Raw genomic sequence first — 13,491 nt, forward strand, 5'->3', positions numbered from 1 at the left:
CGAAGATTAAAGGAAGGGATACAGGTCTTTCATGTATATTTTAGCAGATTTTATTGAATCATTGGGAAATTTAGACAGTTTATTTGATTTAGAGGAGCAGGTAATTCTTCATCTTAGGAAGTCATTCTAGCTGGTTGTAGCTGAATATCTGAGGCAATTAGATGAAACACTCGTTCCATCAATTCCGGCAGAAAATACATTCATTAATCGACAGGCCAGAACAATTGAGTTTATGTTTGGCGCCGTGAATTTTGAAAGAAGATGTTATCTTCGACCCAATGGAAGTTATTACTTCCCGTTGGATGAACAACTTCAGTTGGAAGAAAGAAAAAGAATTTCACCTTATTTTAAAAGTGTCGTTGCCAAAATTGGGCAAACGACAACGATGAGAAATACGGCCGCAATGATCAATCTGGCAAGTCAGACGGATATTAGTGCCTGGTCAGTAGACCGAATTATCAGAGACATGGCAGATACCGTGAAGACAGAAGAAAAATCGTCCGAAGAGAAACTAGTTAAGAAACGAAAAGTTGAAAACTTAGTGGTTGAAGGCGATGCCTTTGAGATACACAAAATTAATCGACGAAGACAAGACGTCCACCATTACATTGTTTTTGAATCAGGATTAGATGGAACAAGATCAAACAAAGTTGAGTTTGTTGGTATCAATCAAAAAAAGGTTCAAAAACGAGTAACTGACTACATTGAGAAGTATTATAAAATCAGTGAAATGACCGTGTTTACAGCAAGTGATGGTGGCCCAGGGTATAACCCGAAAAGTATGCGAGAAATAGTTCCGAGTGCTCAAAGAGTTGAATTTACTATCGATCGGTATCACTTTGTCAAAAAGATTAAACAAACCTTTGGTTTATTTAATCCATTGGTTGATAAGGCCGTTAAGAGCGTTAGCCTGTATGATCAGAATCAGTTAAACGTTATTTTAGATACATTTGAGTCGCAAATTAAAACTGATAAGGAACTTGAGAGCCTAAGGGTCCTAAGACAATATTTGGCAAGAAATTGGCAGTTTATAAAGTCTCCACACGATCGTGGCTTCATGAGGGTCGGCAAATTGGGATCCGTTGAAAGCTCACACAGAGCGTACACGTATCGAATGAAAAAGCAAGGCAAAGTATGGTCCGAAAAGGGCCTTGAGGCTATGTTGAAATTAATTGAAGCTCGGGTAAACGGTAAGCTAGATAAATACTTACGTGGTGGTTTAAGAAAGTTACAAGAGCTAACGATTGAGATCGCTACGGAATCATTGAAGACGTTGAGTTCAGCTCAGCTGAGCAACAAGCACCATTCTAAGCATATTGGAGTTCTTTCAGGTAAAATACCAGTTGATGCCCCGACAAGTAGCCCTATCGGAGCAATGGCAAAAATATTTTCAAACTAATTATTGTGTATAAATATTTGGTTGATTATAAGGCACCTAGGAAAACTTGACACATACCACTAGATGTTCCGCTTGACGAACTGTCAGATGCACTTGATGAGCCCACCTTATCTACAGACGCGCTCTTAGTATCATATGTCACAGTGGTAGCAGCACTGCTGACCTCACTAGTTGAGGTTGTATTTGAGCTTGGGGCACTACTCTTTAACACAACCGAATTTGAGTTACCGTTAGAATCTGATGTACTAGACGAATCAACAGTAGCAGCCTTAGCTACATTTTCACTACTAACGAAACTACTGGTATTCGTTTTGATATTGGTACCAAATGTTGCCGCCCCAAAGGTCAACAATGATATACCAGCGAAGACCCAGATACGACCTGCTTTATACATTTTATAATGTTCTTTAGTGTCACCTTCATCATGTACAAGCTTCATAAATTTCTTTTGATTTCCTTTATCTTCCATATGATATCTCCTCCGAATTATTACAAATAACTTTCAGTTATGTAACTGTTTACCTATATAACTAATCCACAGCTTTAATTATAATTAAATCACACCATAGTTATACTTCAAATATAAGTCATTGGAAACGATTTTACAATCATTTCCGGTTAAAAATCTTGCCTATTTATATATATTAACTCTTTTTATCTCTTTTTTTGTAATTTTTTTGAATAATTCCTATCTCCTTCTGTACAACCAAGACTAATTTTTAACCAAAAATCATGATTAGTACTCTTTAACTAATAAAAACTTGGGATATCATCATCAACATTTATGTTTATTGTTTATTAATCTACCAAATTCCGCGTGTTTTCCGTAAAAGTTTCTGAGATTCGTTTCCTTTTTTAACACATCTGCTATAACTGATTCAAAACTGATAGATAATTAAGTATTCCTCAATTTCCAGCTTAAAATTCACTTTAGTTAACTTTCTTCCAAAACTAGTGTTTAATTTAACTAAACAATCGAATTCAAAGGAGCACATTTTGAAACAGGAATCTTTATTCGCTAATCAAAACAATCAAAACAGCCCACTGGCTAACCGTGTGCGCCCTCAAACGCTTGACGAATTTACCGGGCAGACGCACCTATTAGGGCCAGGCAAAGTTTTACGTGAAATTATTGATCAAGACCAGTTACCTTCCATTATATTCTGGGGACCGCCTGGTGTTGGCAAAACAACGCTTGCCCAAATCATTGCCCATAAAACAAAATCCCACTTAATTACGTTCAGTGCCGTAACTAGTGGGATTAAGGATATTCGCAAGATTATGGAGGAAGCGGAAGACAATCGGGAAATCGGTCAAAAAACGATTGTCTTTGTCGATGAAATTCATCGGTTTAACAAAGCCCAACAAGACGCTTTTTTACCCTTTGTAGAACGTGGCAGTATCATCCTGATTGGCGCTACTACCGAAAATCCTTCATTTGAAATTAATTCGGCGCTTCTTTCCCGCTGTAAAGTTTTCGTTTTAAAAGAATTGCAGCCAAAAGAAATTGTGACCCTTTTACGTAAGGCTTTGAACAACCCAAACGCCTTTCCAAAACTGAAAGTCGAGATTTCCGATGAGACATTATCTCTAATTTCTCAGTTTGCCAATGGTGATGCCCGCATTGCACTAAATACCCTCGAAATGGCAGTGCTAAATGCGGATCATAAGGATAACACTGTGACTATTACCGATTCTAACCTAAATCAATTTATCAATACCAAGTCGCTTCGCTATGATAAACATGGCGAAGAACACTACAACATTATTTCAGCTTTGCACAAGTCCATGCGCAATAGTGACGTCAATGCAGCTATTTATTGGTTATCACGGATGTTAGACGGCGGAGAAGATCCACTTTACATTGCCCGCAGGTTAGTCCGTTTTGCCAGTGAAGATATTGGCGTAGCTGACACAAGAGCGTTGGAACTCACCATTAATGTTTTCCAGGCTTGCCAGTTCTTAGGAATGCCTGAATGTGATGTCCATTTAACCGAAGCGGTCATTTACTTATCCTTGGCACCAAAATCCAACTCGGTTTATAAAGCCCGTTTAAATGCCAAAAAAGATGTGAAGAAAACGGGAAATGAACCAGTGCCACTTCAAATTAGAAATGCTCCCACCAAACTAATGGGCGATCTAGGCTATGGCAAGGATTATCAATATGCACATTCAGAAAAAGACAAGCTAACTAATATGAAAACTATGCCACCCGATTTAGAAGACCATGAATATTATGTACCTACTGAAGAAGGTAATGAAAAACGTTTTAAACAACGGCTTGAATACATCAAAAATTGGCATGCTAAACATGATAACGAATAGAAAAAAGCACGAACAAAATTAAATTTGTTCGTGCTTTATTGTTAGAATTTAGTATTTCATTAATGAAAGCATGTCATAATCTTTAATCTTGTCGCGACCATGCATATCCTTTAACTCAATGATAAAAGCCGTTCCGACCACAATGCCGCCTAGCTCTTCAACTAAATCAATGGTGGCTGAAATTGTACCCCCGGTCGCAAGCAAATCATCAGTCACTAAAACTCTTTGTCCTGGCTTAACGGCATCCTTATGCAGATAAAGTGAAGAAGTGCCGTATTCCAAGTCATAAGTGGCCTTGATCGTTGGACGAGGCAATTTACCCTTTTTACGAGCTGGCGCAAAACCAACGCCCAATTCATAAGCAACTGGACAGCCAACGATAAATCCGCGGGCTTCTGGTCCCACAATCATTTCAACACCCTTATCGCGCGCATAATTAACAATTTCATTTGTAGCTTGTTTATAAGCAGCTCCATCACCCATTAAAGGGGAAATATCACGAAAAATAACGCCCTTTTCAGGATAATCAGGAATACTTGCAACATAATCATGTAAATCTAGTGCCATTAATCAGCAACTCCTTCGTTTTTATCTGCCAACTGTTCTTGAATCCAAGTTTTCAGAGTAGCAGATTTGCTGTACAACAATTTTTCTTGTGTTTTAATTTGTTCTTCTCTTAATTTATAGGCCGGCGCTTCGGTTAACTTTTGGGGCGTTGGATTCTGAATGTATGAAACACGACCGTTTTCTATTTTAACAAATTTCAACTCAGAAAACACCTGAATTAAGAAAACTAATACACTTTGAGTTATACGCAAATGCTTAATCACATCTGGTAATTGCGTTTTTAAATCAATTACCGGATGATTAACAAAGAATTTAAACACTTTTCCACTCTGTTCACGGTTCGGCATCCCATCCAAGTAAGCATTATTCTTCTGATAAAAATAAACTGTTAGACTATCCGGCTCTTGATCGCTCAACCAATTTGTAAATTTAGAAATTGAATCGGGACAATCAACTAACGTAAGATTTCCAGTTAAGGAAGTATCATTTTGCATATTGCCATCCAAAACCACTGTTTTAACATCAGCGGCCAAGTATGGTTTGACCCGCTTATAAGTAATCTTATGAAAAAACACATAGGTCGCTGGTTCTGAAAATAACTGAAGACTAAGATGCGTTGTTCGTTTATCAATCACTGGAATGGCATCAATCAGTAAGTCTTTAACCATCACTTGCGGCTTCGTTTGATTTCGCCAAGTATTGGATTCTAGCGTTCCAACCACTTTAACGTGATCTGGAACGGCCTGTATAAATGGCAACAAGGCTCCTTGCTGAAATGCAATTGTATCAATTTGCTGTTTTTTCCCGGCCAATTGAAATTTCAAATGGCTTTTATCGGCACCAATTTGTTTGGCATTTACTACTTGTTCAGGATCAATCTCAAATTCAGGAATGGGATTATCCGTTCCAAAAGGTCCTAGACGTTGTAAATCCTGAATCACTTGCAAACTAATCTGATCAACTTTCAAAGTTTCGTCAATCGCCAATGGTGCTATTTGATTTGGATTCAACTGAGCTCCATCAGCTGATTTTTCGAGCAGTTGTCGTAAAGCTTCAACGTTTGTTTTCGCAATCGTTAACCCAACTGCCATGTGGTGGCCACCAAAGTTTACATACAAATCACGTTGACTGTTTAAAGCCTCAAATAAATTTAACGCTTCAACGCTTCGTCCAGATCCTTTGAAATTGGGTTCTGTTTCCGCAGCGCTTAAGACGATCGTTGGTTTTCCAGTTGCCTCGACCAAACGACTAGCCACAATTCCTAAAACGCCTTGATGCCAATCAGTTCCTGTGATTACTAATGTTTTTCGAGCCACATTCTCAGGTGTTTGCGCCTGAACAACTGCCTCATCATAGATATCCGAAACCAATTGTTTACGTTGTTCATTTACGGAATCAATGTGTTTAGCAATCTGGTCCGCCTTTTCATCATCAAACGTCGTTAATAACTCAACTGCTTCGCCAGCATTGCCAATTCGGCCAACGGCATTTAACCGTGGGGCAATTGTAAAACCAATATCCTGCTCATTAATTTCTTGGCCTTCTAAACCACAGACTTTTAGTAAAGCGTTGAGACCCACACGCTGGCCTTCACTCATTACCTTTAAACCACTAGTCACCAAAAAGCGGTTTTCATCCGTTAAGGAAACCAAATCTCCAATGGTTCCAATCGCAACCAAATCTAAAAACTCTTCTGGCACCTCATCTAGTAATACTGAAGCAACCTTAAAAGCAACTCCAACTCCGGAAAGATCAGAAAATGGATAGTGGCTACCAGGATAACGCGGATGGACAATGGCGGTCGCATTTGGAAGCTCTTTTGGCATTTCATGATGGTCCGTAACAATGACATCCATGCCATGTGTCACCGCATAATTGATGGGTTCGTTACCTGCTACACCGTTATCAACGGTAATCATTAACTGCACACCATTCTCAATGAATTGTTGATATTCAGCCATGTTCGGCCCATAACCATCTTTAAAACGATCCGGAACAAAGTAATCAACATCTGCTCCCAATTCATTTAGGGTTTCAAACATAATAGTTGTGCTTGTAACCCCATCAGCATCGTAATCACCATAAACCACGATTTTTTCATTTGCCACAATCGCAGCTTGAATGCGATCAACAGCTTTTTGCATATCATGAAGCAAGAATGGATCATGAATCATTTCCGGATCTAGTTTTAGAAATTGGGTAGCCTTCTCCACCGTATCATAGCCCCGCCCAATTAAAACAGTCGCGGCAACTTCACTTAAGTCACAAGCTTGGGCAATTTCTGTTACTTTTTTGGAATCGATTTGTTTTTTTGGCATTTGCCAATTATATTTTGATTTCAGCACTACTTCACTTTCTAATTCATAAAAAACAAAATGAACGAAAGCCGTTACTCAAATGAGATTTTCGATCTTTCGCTCAATTCTTAATCATTTTAGTTTCTTGCCAAGTTAGTTGTTATCCAACCAATTATAGCTCTTCAATTTTTTGATCATTTTTGCTACTAACATTATTTATACGCCGCTTTAAAGACTTGTTTTCTTCGCGGAGGTCATCAATTTCTTTGCTTGCCACGTCAATCTCATGACGATGCTCTCGTTTTTGTTTCATACTCGTTCCCATTGAAACCAGAAACGTAATTAACGCCCCAGCAACCACAGATACTAGGATCACTAAAACTAGTGGCCAGTGAACCGTCGTGAACAGAAGACTTATTGGTACTTCACTCACATTGACTACTGCAAAAGCCGCTACCAATAATACCAAAACTAAAATCATAATCACTCGCCATTGATTTTTCATGTCTCAAATGCCTTACTTTCGGTTAAATAATGAACTACTTGCCAAACGATCCCCAAGTTTGGGGAATAACTCGTATCCTCGGTGAATTGCTTCCATATAAGCAGGAGCATTAATTTCACGACGTGGATAGCCCATCGCATTTGTAATCTGATGGGCAACTTTTTCAGGTGACAGTGCCAAGAATTTGACACTCTCAAAATACTTACTGCTTGTTTCTGAACGTTTAAAGAAATTAGTATCCATTGGACCGGGATTCACCGTGGTAACCTGAATTCCAAGTGGCCGTAATTCTAATCTTAAAGCATTAGAAAAGCCAATAACCGCAAACTTAGTTGCCGAATAAATTGTTGATTTAGGAGTAGCAATCTTTCCAGCCACCGATGCAATATTAAAAATCTGTCCCCTACCGGAATCAATCATTTGTTGAGCTATTTTTTGAGTTACATACATAAGCCCCAAAACATTTACTCGGAACATATTTTCTGCCTTATCCATATCAAACTTTTGAAATGATTCAAAAATTCCAAAACCAGCACTATTCACTAAAATATCTACCGAACCAATATCCTGCAAAACATGAGTTAACTGTCGATCAATTGCGTCTGGATCAGATACATCTAATTCGACCACATAAGCATCAGTTTGTGAAATCTCTTTGCACTTATCTGCTACTTTACGCAAAGCCTTTAAATTACGCGCACATAAAACAACGTTTGCGCCCCGTGCAGCCACCTCATATGCCACTAACTTACCTAAACCACTTGAAGCACCTGTAATTAAAACCAATTTACCATTTAAATCACGTAGTTCTCGCAATCTTGTTAGCATTTGATCACTCCTCATCTATTTGAGCGGAATATGAATTACATCAAAATCATGAACAACTTTTGTGGCTTTAAACACTGATTGAGCCTGCTTTTGCAGGTCGTTTGCCATTTTACCAGTATAACGTGCCGAAATATGCGTCAAAATTAGCCGCTTCACATTGGCTTCTTTAGCAATCCCGGCTGCTTGAACATTAGTTGAATGGTAATAATTCCGAGCGAGCTTACTTTCATTTTTTGCGAAGGTACTTTCATGAACTAATACATCCGCATTCTGAGCCAAAATCGGACTGTTTTTAGTCTTCCGGGTATCCCCTAAAATCGCAACAATTCGTCCAGGCTGTGGTTTCCCTAAGTAATCCTTACCATCTATTTTACGTCCATCATCTAATGTAACCGTCTCACCTTTTTTTAAGCGTCCATATAACGGTCCAGATGGCACATGTAATTCTTTTAATTTATCAACTTGCAGTTGCCCTTGATGATCTTTTTCGACAATCCGATAACCAACACTCTCAATCCGATGATCCAATCGCATAAACGAAACTTTGAATTTGTCATCTTCAAAAATAACACCCTCATCACCTAGTTCAACAAAGCGAATTGGATAAGACAGATGTGAATCAGAAATTCGCATTGCCGTTTGAACAAATTGGCGAATTCCTTTAGGCCCGTAAATAACCAACTCTGATTCACCGCCCTGAAATGAACGACTGCTCAACAACCCAGGAAGCCCAAACAGATGATCACCATGCAAATGGGTGATGAAAATTTTGTCAATTTTACGAGGCTTAATGGTGGTTCGTAAGATTTGTTGCTGTGTGCCTTCACCGACATCGAACAACCAAATTGAGTTCCGCTCATCTAAAAGCTTCAATGCAATACTTGTCACATTTCTAAATTTACCGGGAACTCCTGCTCCGGTTCCTAAAAATTCTAAATCCATAACGATCGTTCCCCATTTACTCTTGTTTTTTAAAACACTACCCTAAATACCATACCACATTTTTCACCTAATTTGCTATGCAATGTCTCATAGTTTACACTTCAAATGGGTTCTGTAATCAATTATAATTGATAATGTAATCTACAAACCAAATTCACGGGATATAATGGAGAAGGTCACATGCGTTTAATTGATTTTAATCTTTCTGTTGCAGCACTAGATCCACAACTGAAGCTTTACTTTAAGCCTGCAGATCAGGCTGCCCTACCGGTTTCATCATTGCAACTACTTAATCAATGGTTAATTGTTGTCCCCGGATCATCACCGCTAACACTTGATCAATTTGAAGCCCGTGTTCAGGCAATCAGTGGGTCTCGTCAACTCGCTTACTCAGAAACTAGTCAAATCAAACTTTTTGGCTATCATCTGCGCGATCAAAAAATAATTTTAGGATAAGAGTGGTAAAAAAATATGAAAAAATTTATGGCATTCGTTTTACTTGGAACATTATTTTTGGGTGGGTGTACCTCCCAAAATGCAGATTCTCATTACCAAAATAAGGGTAAAGAAACTTTTACAAATCAAAACAAAAACGCCCATAAAAAAGCTAGTTCATCCAGCTCAAAAGAAAGTTCTGCAAGCTCGGATTCAGCTTCAACTAATAGCGCCGATAACACCAAAAAATCAAGTAGCTACAGTGTTCCAACAAAAATTAAAAAAAGTACTAATTACGTTCCCCATGGTGATCTAACTAACAAGAAACAATTTTCTTATGATAATTTTGGAACTAAATTAACTTTAGATAAATATAAGAAAACGGACCAAGTTATTATTAACAGGCCATTGCGATATCAAATTAGTCAAACACGGTTATTAAAAAATGAAGCCAAAACGGCTAAGGCAAAAAAAGTGGTAGCTGATGCTTTTAATAACACCGATATTAGTAGCACCTATTACACGTTGCAATTAAAGTACACTGTCCAAAACGAAAGTAACCAGATGGTCATCATTGGTGGCTTAAACTACATAAAGCTTTCAAATGATTATGCCGGAACGCCAATTAGCAATATGGTTGATAGTGTCGCTGGTAAGAAACTTGCGGCTGGTAAGAAATTAAATACCAACGTTGTCGTTTTGGTCCCAGCATCTCTCGTCCACACACTTAATAGTTGTACAATTCAATTTTCAAGTGCTTATAGTTTATCTGGCAAGACCCTTTCAAAAGATTCTTTAGATTCAAAAATCACTTTTTAAATAAACAAAAAGTCCAATTTACTTGCTTCTCTTCCGAGATAGTTTGTAAATTGGACTTTTTATTTAATCTGTACTGCCATACTTCACAATTGCTTTAGTAATCAAAGCAGTATACGCCTTGCTACCTTCAATATTAGGATGGACATGATCTTGATAGAACCAATCAGAATTTTTCTGACTAACCCCATACCAATCAACGACATGCACATTCTTATATTTTTGGGCCGCATCTGCTATTTCTTTATTAACTTGAGATTGCCAATTTTGGGTAGGCACATGTACATTTACCCAGAATATCTGTCTTTTAGTCCCAATGATTGAAACAATGGATTTTAACTGTTCACTAGTAAATGGACCGTTAGTCCCTAAATTAAGCAAAACATTACTACTCAAATTACCTTGTGAGTCCATTTCTCGTAACAAACTCGCTGCTTGCCAAACTTGACGTCCTACCTTAGCTGAAATGTAAGCAGTTGGAAAGACTTCCTGCAAATCATCTGAGGTATCTGCCATAATCGAATCACCAACTCCAGTAACTGACATCTTTTGGGCAATTTTTACTTCTGAAGGTTGCAGATCATACTTCGTTTTAATTGTTTTTTCTTTAGAAGTTAATTTAATTGCTTTTTCTTTTTTTATTTTTGCAACTTCTTCAGCATGCTGTTTCTTCTTTGCTGCGGCTTCTTTTTGCGCCTTTAAAGCTTTATCATTTTGTTTTTCAGATTTCTTCTTATTTTGTGTAATATTAATTTGCAGAGCACTATGGTGATTGCCATTATTATTTGAACCATTAACAATACCAACTAATGCGATTACTAGGACAACAACAATTGGAATAATCCAGTAACGTCCCTTTTTATGCTGTCTGAATAAAGTATTGAGAGCTTGAATTGGGTGCGCGTAATTAAAGTGAGTTAACGGGGTTTCAATAAAGCGATACGAAAGATCACTGATTACCACAATAATAGCTGCTTCTACCAACGCATTCCATAATGGATGAGCGGCAATATTTACAACTGCCCTTTCATAAAAGATCATCACAGGAAACTGATACAAATAAATCCCATAACTCCGTTTTCCAATCCACGCGAAAACCGGATTGCTAAACCACTTGTTAAAGCTTGCTCCAGGATGTGCGATCACAGCAATCAAGATTACCGAAAAGATGGAGAAAATCAGCATTCCTCCACGATAAGCAAAACTACCAGTTCCACTCAGATCAAACGCCATCCAAACAATAAAGATTAGCGAGATTAGTCCCAATATATTTAGGAACCATCGCGCATTTTTCTTTAAATGAGGATTAAGATGCGTCGAAGGCCAGAAGAATGCTAGTGCGGCACCCAACAAATACGGAGTCATCCGCGTGTCCGAACCGTAATAAACCCGGTTCGTATTACTTGGATCATAAAGAATTAGCATCAACAAAGCAGACACAATCGCTAAACCACTTAAGACACCCAAAATATGACTACGATTTTTAAAGGTAAACAACAGCGCAATCATCACAACTGGCCAGATAAAGTAATACTGGCCAAGCACAGATAAATACCATAGATGGGTAAAAGGTGATTCGCCATTATAGCGATCAAAATAGGACTGACCGTTACCTATTTGCCACCAATTATAAACAAATAAAAGGTTTGTCCATAAAACACTTTTGATGTGGGTAAGAAGATTTTGAGCAAATAACGTCATGTAAGCTGTACTTGCTAGCAACACAACCACCAAAGTTGGATAAAGCCTTTTCAAACGGCGCCCATAAAAGGACCATATTTTGATCGATCCATTTTGATCCCATTCTTGAACAAACAAGTCAGTAATTAAATATCCCGAAATTGCAAAGAAAATGGGAACTCCCAAATAACCACCTTTTAAGTCATAAGGAAGAAGATGATACAAAATAACGCCCAACAACGCTAGCGTTCTAAGTCCATCGAACCCAGATATGTATCGGCTATGTTTCAGCCGTTTTGTATGTGTTTTTCCCGAAGTATTTTCGTTTTTACTTCCTTGCTTACTGGATTTCCCCACAGAAGTTGTTTTTTCTAAATCCATATGCATCCCTCTATAACCGTTTAGTCAACGAATTCAAATGTAAAATCTAAGATTCGAACTGAATCTCCGTTCTTAATGCCTGCCTTACGCAAAGCATCATCCACACCCATCCCGCGCATTTGACGAGCAAATCGAATCATACTGTCATCATGTTCTGTATTAGTCATCTTAAATAATCTTTCGAGCTTTTCGCCCGTCAATACCCAAACACCATCTTCATCTTGAGTAATTGAAAATGGTTGTTTTGGTTCATAGGCATAGGTGACTGAATCATCCGAAACAACTGGTGCCGGAATTGGATCAGGTGTATTTTCAAGCACATCTGCTGTATGTTGCATTAAAGGTTCTAATCCTTTATGGGTAACAGCTGAGATTGGAAAGATATCCGGCGTTTCAGTATTTTTGGTTGATTCTTGAATTTTCTTTTCAAACTCTTTTAAATTATCTTCTGAATTTGGCATATCCATCTTGGTTGGCACAATGATCTGACGTCGTTTAATTAAGTCTGGATCATATTTGCCTAACTCTTGATTAATCTTTTGATAACTATCAAACGGGTCAACTTCTTCGACAACACTCATATCAACAAGATGTAATAAAACTTTTGTCCGTTCCACATGACGGAGAAATTCAAATCCTAGTCCAACCCCTTGTGAAGCGCCTTCGATTAATCCAGGAATATCTGCAATTACAAAATCCCGCCCATCATCCAAACGTACCATCCCCAAGTTAGGAACCAACGTTGTGAAATGATATTCAGCAATTTTAGGCTTAGCACTTGTAACAACTGATAATAAAGTAGATTTTCCTACGGATGGGAAACCAAGTAATCCAACATCAGCTAATAGGCGAAGTTCTAACTGAATACTTCGCTCTCGTCCCGGTTCACCATTTTCGGCAATCTCTGGAGCAGGATTTTTGGGACTAGCAAAGTGAATATTGCCCCGACCGCCACGGCCACCTTTGGCAACCACCAGGGTCTCATCGTTATCCACTAAATCACCAATAACCTCGCCAGTTTCTGTGTCTTTCACAATTGTTCCACCAGGGACATTAATCACAAAATCTTGAGCACTCCGCCCAGTCATTTGTTTATTCATGCCATTACTACCAGATGGCGCTTTAAACTTACGTTGATAACGAAAATCCATTAGCGTTCTCATCCCAGAGTCCACTTTCAAAACGACATCGCCACCACGGCCGCCATCACCACCGGCTGGACCACCATTAGGAACAAACTTTTCGCGTCGAAAAGCCACGATGCCGTTGCCGCCATTACCGGCCTTTATATTAATTTTAACTTGATCAACAAACAT

11 protein-coding genes and 1 pseudogene are annotated in these 13,491 nt (G+C 38.4%); 4 read left to right on the forward strand and 8 right to left on the reverse strand.

Going from position 1 to position 13,491, the window contains the following annotated elements:
* Positions 1-31: 31 nt before the first annotated feature.
* Positions 32-1,399, forward strand: a pseudogene (locus ADU73_RS00320) (ISLre2 family transposase).
* 25 nt (positions 1,400-1,424) lie between these two features.
* Here the strand turns inward: ADU73_RS00320 and ADU73_RS00325 are convergent.
* A complete protein-coding gene (locus tag ADU73_RS00325) occupies positions 1,425-1,868 on the reverse strand; it encodes a KxYKxGKxW signal peptide domain-containing protein (protein ID WP_062913061.1) in 444 nt (147 codons plus the stop codon).
* A 527-nt stretch (positions 1,869-2,395) separates the two neighbouring features.
* On the opposite strand from ADU73_RS00325, the gene ADU73_RS00330 reads away from it, so the two are divergent.
* Positions 2,396-3,724 carry a replication-associated recombination protein A gene (locus tag ADU73_RS00330; RefSeq protein WP_062913062.1) on the forward strand — a complete coding sequence of 443 codons (1,329 nt, stop codon included), beginning with the start codon at positions 2,396-2,398 and terminating at the stop codon, positions 3,722-3,724.
* Positions 3,725-3,772: 48 nt separating this feature from the next.
* Here ADU73_RS00330 and ADU73_RS00335 read toward each other — a convergent pair whose 3' ends face one another.
* From ADU73_RS00335 to rnz, 5 genes are all read right to left on the reverse strand, one after another.
* Positions 3,773-4,291 (reverse strand): adenine phosphoribosyltransferase, encoded by a 519-nt coding sequence (locus ADU73_RS00335; protein WP_046871482.1) that lies wholly within the window; start codon positions 4,289-4,291, stop codon positions 3,773-3,775.
* Complete coding sequence (gene recJ / locus ADU73_RS00340; protein ID WP_162492790.1) at positions 4,291-6,609, reverse strand: single-stranded-DNA-specific exonuclease RecJ; 2,319 nt, start codon at positions 6,607-6,609, stop codon at positions 4,291-4,293. Before recJ ends, ADU73_RS00335 begins: the two co-directional genes overlap by 1 nt.
* 151 nt (positions 6,610-6,760) lie before the next feature.
* Positions 6,761-7,093 carry a LapA family protein gene (locus ADU73_RS00345; protein WP_046871483.1) on the reverse strand — a complete coding sequence of 111 codons (333 nt, stop codon included), beginning with the start codon at positions 7,091-7,093 and terminating at the stop codon, positions 6,761-6,763.
* 12 nt (positions 7,094-7,105) lie between these two features.
* Positions 7,106-7,921, reverse strand: coding sequence for an SDR family NAD(P)-dependent oxidoreductase (locus tag ADU73_RS00350; protein WP_046871484.1), 816 nt, complete (start codon positions 7,919-7,921; stop codon positions 7,106-7,108).
* Between the two features lie 15 nt (positions 7,922-7,936).
* Entirely contained in the window at positions 7,937-8,863 is a 927-nt protein-coding gene (gene rnz / locus ADU73_RS00355; RefSeq protein WP_046871485.1) for a ribonuclease Z, read from the reverse strand.
* 180 nt (positions 8,864-9,043) lie between these two features.
* On the opposite strand from rnz, the gene ADU73_RS00360 reads away from it, so the two are divergent.
* A complete protein-coding gene (locus ADU73_RS00360) occupies positions 9,044-9,319 on the forward strand; it encodes a hypothetical protein (RefSeq protein ID WP_046871486.1) in 276 nt (91 codons plus the stop codon).
* Between the two features lie 15 nt (positions 9,320-9,334).
* Positions 9,335-10,117, forward strand: coding sequence for a hypothetical protein (locus ADU73_RS00365; protein WP_046871487.1), 783 nt, complete (start codon positions 9,335-9,337; stop codon positions 10,115-10,117).
* A 63-nt stretch (positions 10,118-10,180) separates the two neighbouring features.
* Here the strand turns inward: ADU73_RS00365 and ADU73_RS00370 are convergent, their stop codons facing one another.
* Both ADU73_RS00370 and obgE read right to left on the reverse strand, forming a co-directional pair.
* A complete protein-coding gene (locus ADU73_RS00370) occupies positions 10,181-12,175 on the reverse strand; it encodes an acyltransferase family protein (protein WP_080945570.1) in 1,995 nt (664 codons plus the stop codon).
* Between the two features lie 20 nt (positions 12,176-12,195).
* Positions 12,196-13,491 carry a GTPase ObgE gene (obgE, locus tag ADU73_RS00375; RefSeq protein ID WP_046872210.1) on the reverse strand — a complete coding sequence of 432 codons (1,296 nt, stop codon included), beginning with the start codon at positions 13,489-13,491 and terminating at the stop codon, positions 12,196-12,198.

The sequence above is a fragment of the Pediococcus damnosus genome (assembly GCF_001611155.1).
Taxonomy (GTDB): domain Bacteria; phylum Bacillota; class Bacilli; order Lactobacillales; family Lactobacillaceae; genus Pediococcus; species Pediococcus damnosus.